General features: G+C 54.6%; 20 protein-coding genes. 13 read left to right on the top strand and 7 right to left on the bottom strand.

Going from position 1 to position 19,123, the window contains the following annotated elements; genetic code table 11:
- Positions 1–245: 245 nt before the first annotated feature.
- Positions 246–1,001, top strand: coding sequence for a ribonuclease (locus tag IB237_RS04975; protein WP_192487464.1), 756 nt, complete (start codon positions 246–248; stop codon positions 999–1,001).
- 9 nt (positions 1,002–1,010) lie between these two features.
- Positions 1,011–1,607 (top strand): glutathione S-transferase, encoded by a 597-nt coding sequence (locus tag IB237_RS04970; protein WP_192487463.1) that lies wholly within the window; start codon positions 1,011–1,013, stop codon positions 1,605–1,607.
- A 144-nt stretch (positions 1,608–1,751) separates the two neighbouring features.
- On the opposite strand, the gene IB237_RS04965 is transcribed toward IB237_RS04970, so the two are convergent.
- Complete coding sequence (locus tag IB237_RS04965; RefSeq protein ID WP_192487462.1) at positions 1,752–2,405, bottom strand: outer membrane protein; 654 nt, start codon at positions 2,403–2,405, stop codon at positions 1,752–1,754.
- A 372-nt stretch (positions 2,406–2,777) separates the two neighbouring features.
- Between IB237_RS04965 and IB237_RS04960 the strand changes: the two genes are divergently transcribed.
- From IB237_RS04960 to IB237_RS04940, 5 genes are all read left to right on the top strand, one after another.
- On the top strand, positions 2,778–3,542 hold the full coding sequence (locus tag IB237_RS04960; RefSeq protein ID WP_192487461.1) for an SDR family oxidoreductase: 765 nt from the start codon (positions 2,778–2,780) through the stop codon (positions 3,540–3,542).
- Positions 3,539–5,581 carry an excinuclease ABC subunit UvrC gene (gene uvrC, locus IB237_RS04955; protein WP_192487460.1) on the top strand — a complete coding sequence of 681 codons (2,043 nt, stop codon included), beginning with the start codon at positions 3,539–3,541 and terminating at the stop codon, positions 5,579–5,581. The genes IB237_RS04960 and uvrC overlap by 4 nt, the downstream gene beginning before the upstream one ends.
- A 102-nt stretch (positions 5,582–5,683) precedes the next feature.
- The gene (gene pgsA / locus IB237_RS04950) at positions 5,684–6,271 is read left to right on the top strand and encodes a CDP-diacylglycerol--glycerol-3-phosphate 3-phosphatidyltransferase (RefSeq protein ID WP_192487459.1); all 588 of its coding nucleotides are present in this window, start codon (positions 5,684–5,686) and stop codon (positions 6,269–6,271) included.
- Positions 6,271–6,525 (top strand): molybdopterin converting factor subunit 1, encoded by a 255-nt coding sequence (gene moaD, locus IB237_RS04945; RefSeq protein WP_192487458.1) that lies wholly within the window; start codon positions 6,271–6,273, stop codon positions 6,523–6,525. The genes pgsA and moaD overlap by 1 nt, the downstream gene beginning before the upstream one ends.
- Before the next feature lie 111 nt (positions 6,526–6,636).
- Positions 6,637–7,098 (top strand): molybdenum cofactor biosynthesis protein MoaE, encoded by a 462-nt coding sequence (locus IB237_RS04940; protein ID WP_192487457.1) that lies wholly within the window; start codon positions 6,637–6,639, stop codon positions 7,096–7,098.
- Between the two features lie 12 nt (positions 7,099–7,110).
- Here IB237_RS04940 and IB237_RS04935 read toward each other — a convergent pair whose 3' ends face one another.
- A complete protein-coding gene (locus IB237_RS04935; protein WP_192487880.1) occupies positions 7,111–8,007 on the bottom strand; it encodes a branched-chain amino acid ABC transporter permease in 897 nt (298 codons plus the stop codon).
- A gap of 65 nt (positions 8,008–8,072) precedes the next feature.
- On the opposite strand from IB237_RS04935, the gene IB237_RS04930 reads away from it, so the two are divergent.
- Both IB237_RS04930 and IB237_RS04925 read left to right on the top strand, forming a co-directional pair.
- Positions 8,073–8,621 (top strand): CGNR zinc finger domain-containing protein, encoded by a 549-nt coding sequence (locus IB237_RS04930; protein ID WP_192487456.1) that lies wholly within the window; start codon positions 8,073–8,075, stop codon positions 8,619–8,621.
- Positions 8,618–9,121, top strand: a complete 504-nt coding sequence (locus tag IB237_RS04925) for a hypothetical protein (protein ID WP_192487455.1) — start codon at positions 8,618–8,620, stop codon at positions 9,119–9,121. Before IB237_RS04930 ends, IB237_RS04925 begins: the two co-directional genes overlap by 4 nt.
- Before the next feature lie 126 nt (positions 9,122–9,247).
- On the opposite strand, the gene ndk is transcribed toward IB237_RS04925, so the two are convergent.
- Together ndk and IB237_RS04915 are read right to left on the bottom strand one after the other, a co-directional pair.
- Positions 9,248–9,670 carry a nucleoside-diphosphate kinase gene (ndk, locus tag IB237_RS04920; protein WP_018898730.1) on the bottom strand — a complete coding sequence of 141 codons (423 nt, stop codon included), beginning with the start codon at positions 9,668–9,670 and terminating at the stop codon, positions 9,248–9,250.
- 82 nt (positions 9,671–9,752) lie between these two features.
- Entirely contained in the window at positions 9,753–10,442 is a 690-nt protein-coding gene (locus IB237_RS04915) for a glutathione S-transferase family protein (protein ID WP_192487454.1), read from the bottom strand.
- Between the two features lie 230 nt (positions 10,443–10,672).
- On the opposite strand from IB237_RS04915, the gene IB237_RS04910 reads away from it, so the two are divergent.
- From IB237_RS04910 to IB237_RS04895, 4 genes are all read left to right on the top strand, one after another.
- Positions 10,673–11,758 carry a GGDEF domain-containing protein gene (locus tag IB237_RS04910; RefSeq protein ID WP_246787646.1) on the top strand — a complete coding sequence of 362 codons (1,086 nt, stop codon included), beginning with the start codon at positions 10,673–10,675 and terminating at the stop codon, positions 11,756–11,758.
- Positions 11,759–11,840: 82 nt separating this feature from the next.
- A complete protein-coding gene (locus IB237_RS04905; RefSeq protein ID WP_192487453.1) occupies positions 11,841–13,724 on the top strand; it encodes an ABC-F family ATP-binding cassette domain-containing protein in 1,884 nt (627 codons plus the stop codon).
- A gap of 104 nt (positions 13,725–13,828) precedes the next feature.
- Entirely contained in the window at positions 13,829–14,674 is an 846-nt protein-coding gene (locus IB237_RS04900; protein WP_192487452.1) for a polysaccharide deacetylase family protein, read from the top strand.
- Between the two features lie 145 nt (positions 14,675–14,819).
- Positions 14,820–15,746 carry a Gfo/Idh/MocA family protein gene (locus IB237_RS04895; RefSeq protein WP_192487451.1) on the top strand — a complete coding sequence of 309 codons (927 nt, stop codon included), beginning with the start codon at positions 14,820–14,822 and terminating at the stop codon, positions 15,744–15,746.
- 56 nt (positions 15,747–15,802) lie between these two features.
- On the opposite strand, the gene IB237_RS04890 is transcribed toward IB237_RS04895, so the two are convergent.
- The 3 genes from IB237_RS04890 to IB237_RS04880 form a co-directional block, all read right to left on the bottom strand.
- On the bottom strand, positions 15,803–16,834 hold the full coding sequence (locus IB237_RS04890; protein ID WP_192487450.1) for a sensor domain-containing diguanylate cyclase: 1,032 nt from the start codon (positions 16,832–16,834) through the stop codon (positions 15,803–15,805).
- A gap of 222 nt (positions 16,835–17,056) precedes the next feature.
- Positions 17,057–17,506, bottom strand: coding sequence for a DNA polymerase III subunit chi (locus IB237_RS04885; protein WP_192487449.1), 450 nt, complete (start codon positions 17,504–17,506; stop codon positions 17,057–17,059).
- Between the two features lie 89 nt (positions 17,507–17,595).
- Positions 17,596–19,086: a leucyl aminopeptidase gene (locus IB237_RS04880; RefSeq protein ID WP_192487448.1), complete on the bottom strand. Its 1,491-nt coding sequence runs from the start codon at positions 19,084–19,086 to the stop codon at positions 17,596–17,598.
- Positions 19,087–19,123: the final 37 nt, after the last annotated feature.

Below are 19,123 nucleotides of genomic sequence, written 5' to 3'. Positions count from 1 at the left end.
CAGCCTTTTCATCTTTCCGCACGCCAACGAATTAAAAGATTCGTCCAACTTTAGTCGTTATCTGAATAAACTTTCAACCTTTACCATCGCGTTTATCGTATCAAACAATAGTTGAAATCCCTTCAGAAAATGCGCGATGGCCCCGTTTTTCTGGGGTGTAAAGCTGATATAAAGTTGAAACACATTTCAGTTATCCATTCAGGTAATTGCCCGATGCCTCATGCCTACGAACGTCCTTGCCGCCCATGAAACAATATGCAGGCATAATCGCGCTTGGCGTGATGGCTGTGGCCGCGGCAGTTTCCTTTCGTGAGGAAGCACCTGCTCCTCAGAAACCGGTAGCGCCTTCACCCCAAATTCAGACTGGTAACAACACGCAGACATCCGGCACCGCACCAGTTGGCACGCCGACACGCACTCTGCCAAAGTCCACAGGTTTTGATTTTTACGTGCTGTCCCTATCATGGTCGCCCAGTTACTGCGCCAGTTCGGAAGGCGCGGGCAACCGTCAGCAATGCGGCACCAACCGCCGTTATGGTTTTGTGGTGCATGGCCTGTGGCCACAAAATGAGAATGGCTACCCTCAGTTTTGTTCAAGCAGCGAACCAGAACGGGTTCCCGATGCGCTGGGCAGATCGATGTTCGACATCATGCCGTCAATGGGGCTGATCGGCCACCAGTGGCGTAAACACGGTTCCTGCTCCGGGCTTTCGCAAAAGGACTATTTTGCTGCCACACGGGCTGCCTTCGACGCGGTAAAATTACCGCCGACGATTTCACAAGGCCAGAACAATCAAACAATCTCTGCCGACGGGCTGGAAAAGGCATTCATTGCCGCCAATCCGCGCATGAGCCAACATGGTATCTCAATCAGCTGCGACGGCGGACGTTTTGAAGAGGTCCGCATCTGCCTCACCCAGGATTTGCAGTTTCGCGCCTGTCAGCAAGTCGACAGCCAGGGCTGCCAAACAAAACAAATGACCATTCCCCCCATCCGATAGGAAACATCAATGGAACTGCTTTATTCCCCCGCCTCCCCTTATTCCGCCAAGGTGCGTATGGCTGCCCGCTATCTTAATCTCGGCATTAAGGACGTCAGCGTCGATACCAATGCCGAACCGGCGACGCTGATTGACAATAATCCGCTTGGGAAGATTCCGACCTTGCTCTTAGATGACGGTAATTCGGTGTACGACAGCGTCGCCATCATGCATTATCTTGACAGGCTTTCGCTTGGAAAACTCTATCCAAAAAAACATCAAAAACGCGCCGATGCGGAAATCCTCGAAGCACTGTGCGACGGCGTAATGGATTGTCTGCTCGCCATTGTTTACGAGCGTCGTTTCCGTCCAGAAGAAAAAATCCACCAGCCATGGATCGACAAGCAGTGGAGCAAGGTTGCGCGTGCACTGGACTACCTCAACGCCAATCTTCCCAAGACAGGTAAAAAACTGAATGGCGGCCATTTCGCGCTTGCCGCGATGATCGGTTATCTCGACCTGCGTTTTGCTGGTGAATGGGCAACTGGCCGCGAAGACTTGGCCGCCTGGCCAGAAAAATTTGGCAAGCGCTTCAAGGACTATGCCGAGATGAAGACACCGGCGTAATTAGACGCTTCAACCGCCGACATACAAAAAGAGCAGAGAGGTCCGCCTCTCTGCTCTTTTTATTGCGCGGTGTGCATCCAATAAGAGCGCATAAAAAAACCGGGGCTGTTGGCCCCGGTTTTCTTTTAATCGCGTTTCCGCAGATTAGAACTTCACGCCGATACCGACCTTAACGCTGTGGTCGTCGTAACCACGGGAGAAGGAACCAGAGTCAAGTGTGTAGTCCTTCTTAGCGTAGTCAGAGTAACGGTACTCAAGACGAGCTGTGATGTTGTCGGTTACGAGAGCTTCAACACCTGCACCAACGGTGTAACCGAGTGCTGTTGCACTGTCGCTGGACGTTGCGTCACGCAGCTTGTTCTCGGAGATTGCGAGACCACCCGTACCATAGATCAGGAATGGGTTCATATCGTAACCAACACGAGCACGCAGCGAGCCGTTTACGCCCTGCTTGCCGGAAAGACCGGTGCCAACTGCACCAGCAGAACCGCTTTCATCGCCGAGGCCGATGTCTGCTTCTGCACCGTAGACGATCTGGCCGTTCTGCCAGTTGTAACCACCGTACAGACCACCGCCAAAGCCCTTGGCATCACGACCATCGTTGCTGCTGCTAAAGCGGCCCCAATCGTAGTTTACGGTACCACCAACGTAAGCGCCGGACCAATCGGAAACCGGTGCTGGCTGCTCATAAGCAACTGGTGCCTGTGGAACTTCGTTGACCGCGTCAGCCGCCTTGGCTGCCGAGAAAGCTCCTGCTGCCATCGTGGAAGCCATAAGAGTTGCAACAAAAATACGCATGTCATTCTCCTTTTCACCACCGCATTGTGCGCTAAACCAAAGTCTCAACGCGGTTAAAAACAGTTAGGTTCCCTGCCCTTCTGGAAATTGAAAATGATGGGTGAATGAGGAGATCAAAAAGCCAAACTGTGAATTCTTTGTGGCGCGGCAGTGACTGAAGTTTGACGTTGCTAAAATACAACGAATTTTTGTTAAGGATAACACTTCATTAAATTCAGAACAGTCGAATTTTACATGTATTTATTTAAAATAAACACCAAATATACTTAAAACCCTATTCCTGTATAACGCGAAACGGCGCTGTACAGGGCTTCGAAATTTGATTTATATCGTCTTCCTATATACTTAGATGCAGATATAAAGCCGGTTTCGATGGAAAAAATACCAAAAACAGTCTTGATCACCGGCGCTTCCAGACGACTTGGGCGGGCAATTGCCGAAGATATGGCTGCTCACGGCTTCGCTATTGCCGTCCATGCACGCTCTTCCATCCTCGAAGCAGAAGAGTTCGCTAATACAATAAGGCGCAACGGTGGCAAAGCGCAGGCTTTTGCGGCAGACCTTGCCGATATCGCCTCAACATCCGATTTGATGGAGCAGGCCAGTAACACGCTTGGTCCTATCGGAATTCTCATCAATAACGCCTCGATTTTCCGCAGCGATTCGGCTGATACATTCGATTCGGCGACATTTGACGCACATTTTGCCGTTCATGTCCGTGCGCCGTCCATTCTGGCAGCCGGATTGGTGCACCAGTTGCCGCAGGACATGAACGGTCTGATCGTCAACATTATTGACCAGCGAGTCTGGGCACCCAATCCACGCTTTTATTCTTATACCTTGTCTAAATCCGCACTTTGGACCGCAACGCAAACCATGGCGCAGGCCTTTGCACCACGCGTGCGGGTGAATGCCATTGGCCCTGGTCCGTCATTTAGAAGTGAAAGACAGCGACCACAGGACTTTCAGGCGCAGATCGACGGCCTTATATTAAAGAGAGGACCGCAGCCGGATGAATTCGGCCGCACGGTTCGTTTTCTTTTTGACACACCGTCTATCACCGGGCAGATGATCGCCCTTGATGGCGGGCAACACCTCGCTTGGGAAACCCCTGACGTGGCGGAGATACCTGAATGAACGGACAGAAGCTGCCCGAGGGCGGCATTCTCTTCGATGAAACCGACGATGATGAAGATGACGCCATTGCTTCGTCCCCTGAGAACGAAGTCGCAAGCGTTGGCGCATCCATTGACTGGTCTGCCGGATGGAAAAATGAAACCGGCCTGAAGGGCATGGACCTGATTGCCGAGTTTGTGAAACACCTGCCGAACCGGCCGGGCGTTTACCGCATGTTCAACGACGCAGGCGACGTGCTTTACGTCGGCAAGGCACGCTCGTTGAAAAAGCGTGTGGGCAATTACGCCCAGGGCCGCTTCCACTCCAACCGAATTGGCCAAATGGTGCGGCTGACGGTGAATATGGAGTTTGTCACCACCCGCACGGAAACCGAGGCTCTGCTGCTGGAAGCAAACCTCATCAAACGTCTGCGCCCGCGGTTCAACGTGCTGCTGCGCGACGACAAGTCGTTTCCCTACATTCTTATTACGGCTGACAATCGCGCCCCTGCGATCTTCAAACATCGTGGCGCCCGCGCCCGTAAGGGCGATTATTTCGGGCCATTTGCATCGGCCGGTGCGGTTGGACGCACCATCAACTCGTTGCAACGGGCGTTTCTTATCCGCACCTGCACAGACAGTGTGTTTGAAACGCGCACCCGCCCCTGTCTGCTTTACCAAATCAAACGATGTTCCGGCCCCTGCACGCATGAAGTCAGCGATGCGGGGTATGCAGAACTTGTTCAGGAAGCCAAAGACTTCCTTTCGGGCAAAAGCCAAAGCGTAAAGACCGCGATTGCCCGGCAGATGAACGAAGCGGCGGAAGATCTGGATTTCGAGCGCGCTGCCGTCTACCGCGACAGGCTGGCAGCCCTCAGCCATGTGCAGAGCCATCAGGGCATCAACCCGGCTGGCATTGAAGAAGCTGACGTGTTTGCCATTCATCACGAAGGTGGCATTTCCTGTATCCAGGTGTTCTTCTTCCGCACCGGCCAGAATTGGGGTAACCGCGCCTATTTTCCGAAAGCCGATCCTTCTTTGCCGCCTTCGGAAGTCCTCAACGCGTTTCTCGCGCAATTTTACGACGACAAACCGGTGCCAAAGCAAATCCTGCTTTCCGAGACAGTGGAAGAACAGGAACTGCTGGCGGCAGCACTTGGCGAAAAGGCCAACCACAAGGTCACGATCTCGGTGCCGCAACGCGGTGAGAAAAAGGATATCGTTGACCATGTACTGGGCAATGCGCGTGAAGCGCATGGCCGCAAGCTGGCTGAAACGTCGTCGCAGGAGCGCTTACTGAAAGGTTTTGCAGACACCTTCAACCTGTCTTATGTGCCACGCCGTATCGAAATCTACGATAACTCCCATATCATGGGCACCAATGCTGTTGGCGGCATGGTGGTGGCGGGACCGGAAGGTTTCGTGAAGAACCAGTATCGCAAGTTCAACATCAAATCGACGGACATCACGCCCGGCGATGACTTTGGCATGATGCGCGAGGTGATGACCCGCCGGTTTTCGCGCCTGTTGAAAGAAGAAGGCAAACCCGATCGCAATCAGGTTACGTCAACCGAGGATGCCGCTGACATGCCTTTCCCCGCATGGCCAGACGTTATCCTGATCGATGGTGGCCAAGGCCAGATGACAGCGGTTCGTGGTATTCTTGATGAACTTGATATCGGCGATTGCGTCACGGCCATCGGTGTTGCCAAGGGTGTCGACCGTGATGCGGGCAGAGAACGTTTCTTTGCCGACGGTCGCAGTGACTTTTCCCTGCCGCCACGCGATCCGGTTCTCTACTTCATCCAGCGCATGCGCGACGAAGCGCACCGTTTTGCCATCGGCTCCCACCGGGCACGCCGCAAAAAAGAAATGATCAAGAATCCGCTGGATGAAATCAGTGGTATTGGTCCCGGCCGCAAACGCGCGCTTTTGCAGCATTTCGGTACGGCAAAAGCCGTTTCGCGGGCTGGTCTAAATGACCTGATGAATGTAACCGGCATTTCCGAGGCGGTTGCCCGGCAGGTTTATAATCATTTTCACGAAAATGGCGCAGAATGACGATCTCCTCGTCATCTGCTTGCTAAAAAAAACACAAACAGATGTTGACGCTGACAGCGTGCGGCTTCATCTAAAGCTGAAATTCCGTAAGGCAGGTTCTCAATGGCTTCTCGCGCGTACAATATTCCGAATCTTCTTACCTATGCCCGTATTCTGGCCGTACCGGTCATTGTACTGTGCTTCTTTGTGGAGGGACAGCTGGCAAGCTCGGATTTTGCGCGCTGGACAGCGCTGTGGATTTTTATCGTCGCTTCTATCACCGACTTTCTCGATGGCTATCTGGCGCGTATCTGGAACCAGACATCCAACATCGGCCGCATGCTGGATCCGATTGCCGACAAGCTGCTGATTGCTTCCGTTCTTTTGTTGATGGCAGCAGATGGTACGATTGCCGGTTGGTCGGTATGGGCCGCCATTACTATTCTGTGCCGTGAAATCCTTGTGTCCGGCCTGCGCGAATATCTCGCTGCATTGAAGGTGTCCGTTCCGGTCACGCAGATCGCCAAGGGGAAGACCACCATCCAGATGGTGGCCATCGCTTTCCTGCTGGCCGGCCCTGCCGGCGACAAGGTTCTGCCTTACACCACCGAAACCGGTATCGGCCTGTTGTGGCTTGCGGCCGCGCTGACGATTTACACCGGCTATGACTATTTCAGGGCTGGCCTCAAGCACATCGTGGACGCCGAATAATGACACGCCTCGTTTATTTCGCCTGGGTTCGGGAGAAGATTGGTACGGCCGAAGAGGAGCTGGATATCCCCGCTTCGGTCAAAACGGCAGGTGATCTGCTGGCCTATCTGACCACGCTTGGCGAGAATTACGAGGCGGCATTTGAATTTCCGCACGCCATCCGCGTCGCTGTCAATCAGGAACATATCGACCACGATGAAAGCATCGAGGGCGCGCGCGAAATCGGAATTTTTCCACCAATGACCGGCGGCTGATTGGGATGGAAGGGCGCAACACCCCTTCCCTCAATTCTATGCTTGTCACAGGAATAAGGGGGTCCGTAGTTACACCCCGGCCAACTCACTAAGAGCTGTTACGAGTACACCATGACGATCAAGCCGACCATTCGTGTGCAGTCCGATGACTTCGATGCAGCCGCTGAAGCAAAAAAGCTGACCGACAATGACCGCAGCATTGGCGCTGTCGTTACCTTTACCGGTCTTTGCCGTGATGACGGCGGCACATTGTCTGCACTGGAGCTTGAGCATTATCCCGGCATGGCAGAAGCGGAGCTAAACCGCATCGCTGCGCTCGCCATTGAACGTTTTGACCTTCTTGGCCTGACGGCCATCCACCGTTTTGGCAAAATCCCAACCGGCGACAACATCGTTCTGGTTATTGCCGCCTCGCGTCATCGGCAGGCAGCCTTTGATGGCGCAAACTTCGTGATGGATTATCTGAAAACATCCGCGCCGTTCTGGAAAAAAGAACATGGCAAGGATGGCAGTACCGGTGAATGGATCAATGCCAAAAGCGCCGATGAAACGGCCAAGGACAAGTGGCGCTAAGCACTACCATCCCTACGGTATTTGAGTTTCGCTTCTGCGGATCACCAACCAGACCACAAGCCCCAGCAGCACGGCTGCGTCGCGCCACATGACCGGACCATAGCCGCCCCATAGCGTCTCTGCCACTCCGATGCTTGCCGCGCCAAAGGCAGAGGAAAGCGGGCTGGAATAACCGCCGGCCGCCGAGATCAGCACGATCTTGAGCCCAAATGTCAGCCCCGCGCCAAAGTCCATATTGCCATAATAGCTGGTCGCAAAAATCGCGGCGATGGCCGCAAGGCAGGCGGCCAGACAATAGGACAGCAACAGGATACGGCCGGAATTGACACCACATAGCTCGGCTGCAAAGGCATCATTCGCCACAGCTTTCCATTGCCGCCCAAAAGTCGAGACGCGCAGGTAATAGTTGATCAGTGCAATCAGGCACAGGAAAACAACCGTGTTGAAAAGCTGCACGGCCGTCACCGTCAGGGAAAAGCCCTGATAGGAGAACAGCACAATCGGTCCCTGAAACAGAGGCGGCAACCACAAGACCCGCGTATTGGCTGCAAGCCGCGCGCCCTCCATCAGGGCAATCAGCACGCCAAGACCTGCCACCATGACCGCATTGGGTGAGGCCATCACCAAGGGGCGAATGATCGTGCGTCCGACGACCACGCCTGCCCATAAACCAGCCGACAGGGCAAAGGCTGCGCCAAAAGCCAACGTGGCTGGCAGAATAAGCCACAGCTGGTTCCAGCCGAAATCCGCAAACAACAGATAGGTCTGGCCGGCAAAAGCGAAGATTGCGCCATAGGTAACATCTGCACGACGGGTCAGCGAAAAAACGATCGTGTAACCAAAGGCCAGCACCGCATAAAGCGCTGCAATGGGGATGGCATTCAAAAGCTGCTGCACGAGATATGCCATCACGCCGCCCTCAACCGTCACATTATTATAACTGGTAAAAGTCATTTTAACAGTTATAATTTGGCATGGATTTTTCGTGGACACCACACCGATTTTCTGGCGGCACGCTTGCCCTTGATGTGGCAAACAGTGTGATTTTGCGATTTTCTCCCGAAAAATCTCTCGACCGGTTTGCCGTGCCCAAGCAGATCGACAGTTTTGCGGCCGCCGCAAGTGCGCTGAGCGGCGACCAAAAACACGGTGCTGAGTTGGTGCCGACAAAGGCACGCAATCGCCCCCTGCTGCTTTCGCTGCGTGAGGCAACTGACAGCTACTTCCGAGTGGCTGTCTCGGGAATTGATGACCGCCTGTTATTGGCGCAGTTGTTGGAGACTGCTGCCGCTGCGCTTCGCCATGCGCCGCATGATCAATCGCTGGAGGCCGCGACCGCCAGATCAGCGCTGCAGCTGATTGCCGGCACGGAGCGGCAGCGGATCAGGATCTGTGGCAATTGCGGTTGGCTGTTCATTGACCGCAGCAAAAACCGTAGCCGCGTCTGGTGCGACATGGCCGTGTGCGGCAACAGGCAAAAAGCTGCCCGCCACTACCATCGCACAAAGGAGGAAACGGCATGAGGCCGCTCAGTCTTGTATTCCTTTTGGCAACTGTATCGATGGCTGGTTGCCAGCGCGAAGACCACGGCGACATCGCCAAACTGTCCGGCCGCATGTTTGTGTTCAATTACCGGGTGGCAACCGCCAATTATCTGGTCACGCTGCAACCGTTGGCCCCGATCACGGCTGGCAGCACGGCAGAGGCGGAGTTTGAAAATCCACGCGGCGGTGCTCCTCTCTCGACCGTCGAGAAGCTGTTTCCCAAAACGGAAAAAATTGTGCTGCAAAGCCCGCCAATTGAATGCGTGAAAAAGGGTCGGCCTTACAAGGTGACGATCCGGCTGAAAGACGCCGATGGGTTGTTACGGCAAACAATCGAAACCAGCATAAGCTCGAACACCGATCAGTCACAGCTGCCGGCCAAGCCGCTGGTCGTCGGGCCGCTTTATACACCGAACCCGGATGTGTTTCGGACCGATGGCACGACGGATATGAGCCCTGTTCAGGGTTGCTCGATATAAAGCCAACAACTCCAAAACCCTAAACACGCCAATAAAAAACGGAGCCTTTCGGCTCCGTTCTTCAATGTATTTCAGTTGTTTGAACCGTTTCCCTGAAAAGGTGATTCCGGTCGCTCACAAACTGATTCAGCCAACGATTTCTGTTTCTGCGAACCAGTAAGCGATTTCCTGCACAGCTGTTTCCGGAGCATCGGAACCGTGAACGGAGTTTTCGCCGATCGACAGAGCGAACTGCTTGCGGATGGTGCCTTCGTCAGCGTTTGCTGGGTTGGTAGCGCCCATGATTTCGCGGTTCTTGAGGATAGCGTTTTCGCCTTCCAGAACCTGAACGATGGTCGGACCAGAAGTCATGCCTTCAACCAGTTCACCGAAGAAAGGACGCTCTTTGTGAACAGCGTAGAAGCCTTCAGCTTCGCGCTTGCTCATCCAGACGCGCTTGGACGCGATGATGCGCAGGCCGTTGTCTTCAAATACCTTGGTGATGGCGCCAGTGAGGTTACGCTTGGTTGCGTCCGGCTTGATCATCGAAAATGTGCGTTCAATCGCCATGTGTCCGTTTCCTTGTTCTTTAAAGAAAGTGGGCGGTGTTTACCCGCCCAAAGGCCCGAAAACAAGGGGGATCGTCCAAGTTTCATGCGGGTGTCACACTCCGACCCCTCGCACCATAGAGATCAAGGCAACGCTCGAACCACTCTCGCACCGGGTCATCAGCGCCGAAAAGATCGACGCCGGAAACAATCCGTGCCCATTGCAAGGCACCAAACACGATGTAGTCGGCAAACAGCGGGCCGTCGCCACCGATAAAGGGCTGATAGCTCAAGGTGCGGCGCAACGGTTCCAGTTTCTGCGGGAAAGCCGCAATTTCAGCATCCCGCTCCGCACTGGCCTCTTCCAGCGATTTTCCAAGAGCCCTTGTCCGGCTTTCTCGGAAATAGACCTGATCCTTCTGTTCCAGCATGTCATGGATATCTACAACCGCGATGCGAACAATTGCCGGGTGCAATGTGGTTTGCGACCAGCTCTCAATCATCCGTGCCATGGCCTTGCCGCCTTCGCCATTAAACAGCGAGGGCCGTTCCGGGTAGGCTTCATCGAGATAGAGAGCGATCTGGAAACTGTCATTCACCAGGTAGTCGCCGTCACGCAGGATAGGAACAGTTTTCGAAAAGCCGCCCTCTGCAGCGGGAATAGCGCTGAAAGGCAGTGGTCTTTCTTCAAAATCCAGCCCTTTATGCCCCAATGAGAGAACTGTTTTCCAGCAATGTGGTGAAAAAGGCCGGGCCGTATCCTTGCCACAAAGGGAATAAAGCGTTCTCGACATCAAGTGTTCTCCTGGCTGCTATTCGCCCTATCAAATCTCATCTTCTGACCATGATCAAATCAGCAATTATCATGGCGCCTATCAATAATAACAATAACGAAGCATCGTTCCGTAAATACAGAATTCTATAATGAGGCCTTTATTCAATTTTAAGGAGAGTTTGTCATAAGACGATGGAATTGCTGCAATAACCATTAAAAATACAAGTAATCGCAAATATACGTAATTGCTTGGGCATCATTTCGTTCGACAAGGGGACCAAGACGGATATGGGCGCAGAACTGGCTAAAAAGGCGACAAAGAGTGTTGCCAGAAATAACCTCGTTGCTTCCAAGATCATCCAGTTCATGGCGAAGATGCATGTTGCCCCCATCCCTCGCAACTATGAACTGTTTTATGAGGTCTTGTCCGGCCACAACCCTGAAATGGGGCGCGATATACTCGCGCTTGGCAATGCACCGCAGCAGCACGACCTTGACGAGATTGGTCTGAAATACAATCTGCCGGGGCATTGCGGCATTACCGCCGGCAAAGCTGCCTCCGAGATCAGCCGTACCATTGAACAGATTTCGCAACGTCTGACTGTTGCGCTGCACCGCTCCACCACGCTTCTCGCTTCCTCTGGCCTTGATGCAGACCATATCGGCACGCAGGAAGAGCTGTTGCATTTTGCCGCCTTGCTTCATGAGGAACAATCCAGCCTGCTGCATTTCGTGACCAAAGGTCTGGAAACCATGCAGGAGTGTGAAGCCAGCATTGAAAAGGCTCGCCGTATTTCCTTGCGCGACCATTTGACGATGCTGCCCAATCGCATCGCCTTTGCTGAAAAACTCTCAGCCCTGTTCATTGACAAGCAACCGCAGACGCATTTTGCCATGCTGCTGGTCAATATCGACAATTTCCGTCAGGTGAACGAGCGTTATGGCGCAACCGCCGGCAACCGTGCCCTGCGACGTCTGGCAGCCCTGTTCCGCAAATCGATCAAGAAGCAGGATTTTGTCGCCCGCACAGCCGGTAACGAATTCGCCTTCCTGTTTTCCGAAGTGCCACTTAATGCAGCTGAAAACATCGCGGAGCGTCTGCGTCGCACGGTTGAATCGCTGCGTTTTATCAACAAGACCGGACAGGACGACAAACTGACCGTATCGATCGGTGTCGCTGTTGTCGATGGACTGACCTCAGCCGCCGAGTTTTATGGCAATGCCGAAATTTCGTTGCTGGCGGCGCGCAGCCGTGAAGGCAACTGTGTGGTTCCCTATTCGCGGGACGTCGCCAAACGTTCGCGCAACAGCTATCTGCTGCAAATCGGCGCCTGAATTCAAAAGCCTTCAAATTCCTGACGTAAACTGTGGCTTTCACGCTCTTGCCTTAAGCCAAGAGTTCAGCCAAAACGGCGCCATGATTACGATTAGCGACCTTTCAGCCCGCATTGCCGGACGCCTTCTTCTTGACCACGCCAGCGTGACACTGCCGTCCGGCACAAAAGCCGGTCTGGTGGGACGCAATGGCGCTGGAAAATCCACCCTGTTCCGGGTGATTACCGGCGATATGGGCGCTGAAAGCGGTGCCGTCACCATTCCTAAAAACGCACGTATTGGCCAGGTGGCCCAGGAAGCACCTGGCACCGAGGACAGTCTGATCGAGATTGTTCTGGCGGCCGACAAGGAACGTGCTTCACTGCTGCTGGAATCTGAAACCGCAACGGATCCGCATCGCATTGCGGAAATCCAGATGCGTCTTGTCGATATCGACGCCCATTCGGCGGAGGCGCGCGCCTCCAGCATTCTGGCCGGTCTCGGCTTCAACCAGGAGGCACAGCTGCGCCCGGCATCGTCGTTTTCCGGCGGCTGGCGCATGCGTGTGGCGCTAGCATCCGTGCTGTTTGCTCAGCCGGACCTGTTGCTGCTCGACGAACCGACCAACTATCTCGACCTTGAAGGTACGCTATGGCTGGAAGATTATATCCGTCGTTATCCCTACACGGTTATCATCATCAGCCACGACCGTGACCTGTTGAACAATGCGGTCAATGCCATCGTGCATCTGGACCAGAAAAAGCTGACCTTCTATCGCGGCGGTTACGACCAGTTTGAACGCCAGAAGGCCGAAAACGACGAACTGCAGATGAAGGCCAAGGCAAAGAACGATGCCGCGCGCAAACACCTGCAGAGCTTTATCGACCGTTTCAAGGCCAAGGCCTCCAAGGCAAAACAGGCGCAGAGCCGCGTCAAGGCTCTGGAGCGCATGGGGACCGTCGCGTCCGTGATCGAAGATCATGTGCAGCCGATCACCTTCCCCGAACCGGAAAAGCAGCCCGCCTCGCCCATCGTTGCGATCAATGGCGGCGCAGTTGGCTACACGCCCGGCAACCCCATCCTCAAGGGATTGAACCTGCGCATCGACAATGACGACCGTATTGCGCTTTTGGGTTCCAACGGTAACGGCAAGTCTACATTTGCCAAGTTCATCTCTGGCAAGCTGGCCCCTGAAAGCGGTGACCTGCGACTGGCGCCATCTCTCAAGATCGGCTTTTTCGCGCAACATCAGCTGGATGATCTGATCCCGGACGAAACGCCGGTGGAACATGTGCGCAAGCTGATGCCGCAGGCACCGGAAGCCAAGGTGCGCGCCCGCGTTGCGCAGATGGGTCTGGCCACGGAAAAGATGGCAACGGCTGCCAAGGATCTGTCCGGTGGTGAAAAAGCCCGCCTGCTGATGGGGCTCGCCGCGTTCCACGCGCCAAACCTGCTGATCCTCGACGAACCGACCAACCATCTGGATATCGACAGCCGCCGCGCCTTGATTGAGGCACTGAACGTTTATGATGGTGCAGTCATCCTGATCTCGCACGATCGCCACCTGATCGAGGCAACCGTTGACCGGTTGTGGCTGGTAAACAACGGCACCGTGACGACCTTTGAAGGCGACATGGATGAATACCGTGACCTCATCGTTTCCTCGGGTAAAAAAAAAGAAGAAAAAATTGAAGTCGCAGTAGATGCGGCTTCAAAGGCGGACCAGCGCAAGGCGAATGCTGAAAAGCGTGCCACGCTGGCGCCACTGAAGAAAAAGATCAATGAAATCGAATCGCTGACAGCAAAACTTGAGAAGCTGATTCAGTCTCTCGATGCGGAACTCGCAGACCCTGCCCTTTACGAAAAGGCGCCAGCCAAGGCTGCGCAGAAGGTGAAGGAACGTGGTGAAGCCGCCGCCAAGCTTTCCGATGTGGAAGAGCAATGGCTGCTGCTTTCCAGCGAATATGAAGAGGCGATGGCCGGTTAAAATCTTACGCGACCGTTAAAAAGCGCGCAGTGAAGTAACCAGTCATTAACCATAATCGGAGAAAGTCGCAGGCACTTAAGCCTGCTCTTTTTTCGAGAATCTTCATGCTGTTACGCGCCATTTCCGCCGCCGCACTTGTGTCTGTCTGCCTGTCCGGTTGCGCCGGGAAACCCAATCTTAATGGCGCCTCGCTGAAGACCTCTTTTGCCGCGACCATGCCGGCCCATGGCCCTGTTCATGCCAATGACCCCGTTGCGCTGTCGCCTGTTGCATGGATGCGCCCCGGAAGCCCATTTGGCCTGGCCGGACGCGATATCGTCGTTTCATCCTTCTCGGATATCAGCCTTGCCAACAAGGAAGTGGTATTGAGTTTTGACGACGGCCCGGTACCTGGCAAAACGGAAAGCATTCTGGCGACGCTGGACGAGTTTGGCGTGAAAGCCACTTTCCTGATGGTTGGCGAAATGGCCAAAAGCCATCCTGACATTGCCAAGAAGGTAGTCGCCGACGGTCACAGTATCGGCAGCCACACCTATCGCCATCCCAATCTGCGCAGCCTGTCGTTCGATCAGGCAATGTCGGAAATCTCCCGTGGTGCGAATGCCGTTGCGACAGCAACGGATACGGACGCAGCGTTCTTCCGCTTTCCTTATCTGGCCGACACCGGACGCCTGCGCCACGCGCTCGACAGCCGTGGCATGGTCATCATGGACGTACAGGTCGATTCGAAGGATTACTTCAAGGATTCACCAGCCATTGTCGCCTCGCGTACAATGGATGCATTGCGCCACCGTGGCAGCGGCATTATCCTGATGCATGACATTCACAAGCGCACCGCCAACATGCTGCCAGCCTTGCTGACGCAGCTAAAGGCCGAAGGCTATAAAGTCGTACATTTGCGCTACAAGAAGCCAGACGAAAAACCGATGCTGATGGCCGGAATTATCTGAAAAACCGCTATTTTACCGGCAAATTGCGACCAATCCAAAACTTGCACATGGATTGGCCCGAGCCATCTTGCTCACCTTCATCTTTCTGCTACAACCTTGTAAAATAATATTTATAGCGTGAACAGTCAGACGGATTATAGCAATCATGCCAAGTACAAAGCTCGCCATCGTTGGCGTCGGTAAAATCGTCCGGGACCAGCATCTCCCGGCTATTGCCAGCAACCCGGATTTCAATCTGATCGCGACAGCAAGCCGTCACGGCACTGTTGAAGGCGTTCCTTCCTACGGCACAATCGACGCATTGCTGGAGGCCGTGCCTGAGCTTGAGGCCGTATCGCTGTGCATGCCGCCACAGTACCGTTACGAAGCCGCACACAAGGCGCTGATGGCTGGCAAACACGTCTTCCTTGAAAAGCCACCGGGCGCCACCCTGTCGGAAGTGCAGGATCTCGTGCGCATTGCCGATTCCAAGGGTCTTTCACTGTTTGCAAGCTGGCACTCGCGTTATGCCCCCGCTGTAGAGGCTGCCAAGTCCTTCCTCGCCTCCACCAAGCTCAACAGCGTTCATGTGATCTGGAAAGAAGACGTGCGCCACTGGCACCCCAACCAGGCATGGATCTGGCAGGCTGGCGGCCTTGGCGTGTTTGACCCCGGCATCAATGCCCTGTCGATCATCACCCATATCCTGCCGCGCGCCTTGTTCATCACCAAGGCTACGCTCGAGTTTCCGGAAAACCGTGATGCGCCAATTGCCGCCGACATCCATTTTGCCGACGTGACCGGCCTTGATGTGCACGCCGAATTTGATTGGCGCCAGACCGGAAAGCAGAGCTGGGACATTGTTGCCGAAACCGACGCTGGCCAGATGGTGCTGTCTGAAGGCGGCGCGAAATTGTCGATCAACGGCGAGTTGAAGTTTGCCGAACCGGAACGGGAATATCCGGCGCTTTACGAACGTTTTGCCGAGATCATCAAGGCGAAGCAGTCGGATGTCGATCTGGCGCCACTGACCCATGTTGCCGATGCATTCCTGCTCGGACGTCACAAGTTCGTGGATTCCTTCTACGATTGATATGTTTTTTCCGCGCCGCGATCGGTCGTGGCGCGGAAGACCCCGACTGAGTTTGATCAGTTCGTGCGGCAGACGAAGCGGTCGCGGCCTTCGGCCTTGGCTTGATACAGCGCCTTGTCGACGGTGCGCAGCAAGGTTCCCAAATCACGTCCTGCCTCTGGCGCAATGGCGCCGCCAATGCTCAATCGGGCATGAACGAGATGTTCTCCATCGGCATCGAAGGGTTCGCGGAATGCCACCAGCAACCGGTCTGCAAGTTCGCCCAGCTTCTCTGGACCAACCGGCCTTGGAATAAAGATCGCAAACTCGTCGCCACCAACACGGATCACCACATCCTCGGCGCGAACCGTCTCGCGTATACGTATGGCAGCTTCCTGCAATACCGTGTCACCAGCGCTGTGGCCGAGCGTGTCATTGATCGCCTTGAAGCCATCCATATCGAGGTAGAGCGCACCAAAGAACTGGTCGTCGCGCAATGCGGCATTGAGCTGCAGCGTCACGAGATGGTCAAGCGCCTTGCGGTTAAAGAACCCTGTCAACGGATCGGTCATGGCAGCCGTTTTCAAATCTTGTTCGGCTAGGCTCATGGTGAAATTAGCGCGCTGCAACCGCAACAGTGCTGCCGCCAACACAGCAAACCGTTGGAGGCTTTCAACCTCATTGGGTGAAAGCTGGCGAGGTTGCGTGTCAACAATGCAGAAAGTCCCCACTACGAGCCCTGCGTCAAGCTCGATCGGCACGCCTGCATAAAACCGCAGGCAAGGCCCGGCCTTCACATAGGGCAAGTCCTTCAATTCAGAGTGCACGCTCAGATCGGGTACGATCAACGTTTTTTGGGTAGTTATAACTTTGGTGCAAATCGAAATATCGCGAGAGCAGTCCGAAAACGGCATACCGGCCTGGCAAGCAATGTGCAGCCAATCCTCATCCACGATATGAACCGCAGCCCGGGTTGTTGAGAACACACTTTGCCCAAGTTCAGACAGGGCAGAAAGTTCAGGAGTCGCTTCAATTCCAAAAGGCAGTATCGAACGTACGGCCATCAATCGTTCAGTTTCGTTTTCCGGCACTGGAACGGTTTGACCCATTATGTCTCCTCTCCCGCCCAATTCGAGGAGATGACTTCCCTCAAGCAAGGCTCACGACCAGCAAACATTAGCCGTGACTACAAAATTAAACAAAGATTTATCAGCAGACTAGGGTCTCGTTCCACCCGAGAAACAACCCGTAATTATTTCCATTGATATATTAGGTCGGCACCGTACCGCTGCCGATAAAACTGCCCTTGTCAGGCAGATACGGCGCAAGCGTCAGGCTTTTTTCTGCCAGCGACCTTCGGGCGATTGCTGCCAGTAGGTGAGGTTATGCCCCTCGCCTTTCAGTTTTTTCCACTGGGCGCGTGCGCCCTCAAGCTGGGTTGCGTCGTATCCGTCGAACATGAAGACGATACGTTCATAGGAATCAATCGAGGGTGGTTCGGCACCATCAACGATAAAGCGCACACTGGCCTGATTGATGTTGTCAGGAGATGACGTCAGCAGAACCGGCTGGTTTGCAGCCTCATCCGACGCTTCGGTGGCATGCGGCAGAAAACTGTCATCGCGAAATGTCCACAGATGCGTGTCGAGTACATCGCGTCGATCATCAGCGGCGGTCTGGACCACAACTTTCCATCCGCGCTCCAGGCTTTTTTCAAGCAAAGGCGGCAGAGCATCCTCGAGTTTCGATTCCGTTAGATGGTAGAAAAGAACTTCCGTCATCGGAATGCCCACGCCTTTATTCATTATGCTTCAAATCGCAGTATAACATACCGCCCAAGGGGTATTGCCCTTGGGCGGTACGATGATCATCAATCTTCGTAGTGGGCGCTAACCAGCTCGTTCAGCAGACGCACACCGTAGCCGGAACCCCAGGACTGGTTGATCTCGGTTAATGGCGAACCCATTGCGGTGCCGGCAATGTCGAGATGCGCCCAAGGCGTGTCACCAACAAAACGCTTCAGGAACTGGGCAGCAGTGATCGAACCGGCCAGACGTCCAGCACTGTTCTTCATGTCGGCAAACTTGGAATCAATGATCTTGTCATAGTCCTTGCCGAGCGGCAGGCGCCACAGTTTTTCTTCGGTCACGTCACCGGCAGTGCTCAAGCGGGCAGACAGTTCATCATCATTGGAGAACAGACCAGCCTGCAGATTGCCAAGAGCAACCGTGACCGCACCGGTCAGAGTGGCAAGATTGATCATGAATTTTGGCTTGAATCGGTCATTGGTGTACCAGAGCGCATCAGCCAGCACGAGGCGACCTTCGGCATCGGTGTTGATGATTTCGATTGTCTGACCGGACATGGAGGTGACGATGTCACCCGGACGCTGGGCATTTCCGTCAGGCATGTTTTCAACCAGACCGATGACGCCAACTACATTGACCTTGGCCTTGCGGGCCGCCAGCACATGCATGAGGCCGGTCACGGCCGCAGCGCCACCCATGTCGCCCTTCATGTCTTCCATGCCAGCACCTGGCTTCAGCGAGATACCACCGGTATCGAACACCACGCCCTTGCCGACGAAGGCAATCGGCTCATCCTTCTTCGAGCCACCCTTCCACTGCATGACTGCGAGACGTGGGGGCCGAACCGAACCTTGAGCCACGCCGAGCAATGCGCCCATGCCGAGCTTCTTCATTTCCTTTTCGCCCAGGATTTCGACTTCGACGCCGAGCTTCTGCAGTTCAACAGCCTTGTCGGCAAATTCTTCTGGGCCGAGCACGTTTGGTGGCAGGTTGACCAGTTCGCGGGCGAGATTGACACCTTCGGCGACGGCTTGCGCCGTCTTGAACGCCTTTTCGGCAGCGTCATGCGCTGTCGTTACAATGGTGATTTCAACCGTCTTCGATGTCTTTTCATCGTCTGACTTCTTCTTGGTCTTGTATGCGTCAAACGAATAGGCGCGCAGAAGCAGGCCAAGCGCGATGCCGCTTGCAGCTTCACCATCCACATCCACGCCTGGTGCATCGGCATAGATCACGACCTTGCTGGCCTTCTTGAAGTTGGCGGCAGCGACACCACCGGCGCGCAGCCAGTCATGGGGGGTCAGCTTTCCGGCCTTGCCGAGACCCAGCACCACAATGCGGTCGGCATCGGAATTATGCGGCGCGATCACATCGAGCACGCTCATCGACTTGGCCGAAAAGCCTGCAATCTTCGCCGCCTTCGGAATCACACCACCGGGATCAGCCTGCTGGGCACCGGCGGGCGCATCTTCCCCTGCCGCTTGCAGCAATACGGCAACGGCATCTTCAAGGGCAGCAGATTTGGCGAAAGAGATATTGAACTTGGCGGACATGATTTTCCTGCTCGTACGTAATCGTTTAAGGACCGGT

It is taken from the genome of Agrobacterium sp. AGB01, assembly GCF_014851585.1.
Lineage (GTDB): Bacteria > Pseudomonadota > Alphaproteobacteria > Rhizobiales > Rhizobiaceae > Agrobacterium.
Note: the sequence above shows the minus strand (reverse complement) of the source record. Positions and strands in the feature narration are given on the sequence as shown.

Bases quoted from the DNA above. Each gene is read 5' to 3' on its own strand.
- IB237_RS04975 (WP_192487464.1), top strand. From the start codon at position 246: ATGAAACAATATGCAGGCATAATCGCGCTTGGCGTGATGGCTGTGGCC.
- IB237_RS04970 (WP_192487463.1), top strand. From the start codon at position 1,011: ATGGAACTGCTTTATTCCCCCGCCTCCCCTTATTCCGCCAAGGTGCGT.
- IB237_RS04965 (WP_192487462.1), bottom strand. From the start codon at position 2,405: ATGCGTATTTTTGTTGCAACTCTTATGGCTTCCACGATGGCAGCAGGA.
- IB237_RS04960 (WP_192487461.1), top strand. From the start codon at position 2,778: ATGGAAAAAATACCAAAAACAGTCTTGATCACCGGCGCTTCCAGACGA.
- uvrC (WP_192487460.1), top strand. From the start codon at position 3,539: ATGAACGGACAGAAGCTGCCCGAGGGCGGCATTCTCTTCGATGAAACC.
- pgsA (WP_192487459.1), top strand. From the start codon at position 5,684: ATGGCTTCTCGCGCGTACAATATTCCGAATCTTCTTACCTATGCCCGT.
- moaD (WP_192487458.1), top strand. From the start codon at position 6,271: ATGACACGCCTCGTTTATTTCGCCTGGGTTCGGGAGAAGATTGGTACG.
- IB237_RS04940 (WP_192487457.1), top strand. From the start codon at position 6,637: ATGACGATCAAGCCGACCATTCGTGTGCAGTCCGATGACTTCGATGCA.
- IB237_RS04935 (WP_192487880.1), bottom strand. From the start codon at position 8,007: ATGGCATATCTCGTGCAGCAGCTTTTGAATGCCATCCCCATTGCAGCG.
- IB237_RS04930 (WP_192487456.1), top strand. From the start codon at position 8,073: ATGGATTTTTCGTGGACACCACACCGATTTTCTGGCGGCACGCTTGCC.
- IB237_RS04925 (WP_192487455.1), top strand. From the start codon at position 8,618: ATGAGGCCGCTCAGTCTTGTATTCCTTTTGGCAACTGTATCGATGGCT.
- ndk (WP_018898730.1), bottom strand. From the start codon at position 9,670: ATGGCGATTGAACGCACATTTTCGATGATCAAGCCGGACGCAACCAAG.
- IB237_RS04915 (WP_192487454.1), bottom strand. From the start codon at position 10,442: ATGTCGAGAACGCTTTATTCCCTTTGTGGCAAGGATACGGCCCGGCCT.
- IB237_RS04905 (WP_192487453.1), top strand. From the start codon at position 11,841: ATGATTACGATTAGCGACCTTTCAGCCCGCATTGCCGGACGCCTTCTT.
- IB237_RS04900 (WP_192487452.1), top strand. From the start codon at position 13,829: ATGCTGTTACGCGCCATTTCCGCCGCCGCACTTGTGTCTGTCTGCCTG.
- IB237_RS04895 (WP_192487451.1), top strand. From the start codon at position 14,820: ATGCCAAGTACAAAGCTCGCCATCGTTGGCGTCGGTAAAATCGTCCGG.
- IB237_RS04890 (WP_192487450.1), bottom strand. From the start codon at position 16,834: ATGGGTCAAACCGTTCCAGTGCCGGAAAACGAAACTGAACGATTGATG.
- IB237_RS04885 (WP_192487449.1), bottom strand. From the start codon at position 17,506: ATGACGGAAGTTCTTTTCTACCATCTAACGGAATCGAAACTCGAGGAT.
- IB237_RS04880 (WP_192487448.1), bottom strand. From the start codon at position 19,086: ATGTCCGCCAAGTTCAATATCTCTTTCGCCAAATCTGCTGCCCTTGAA.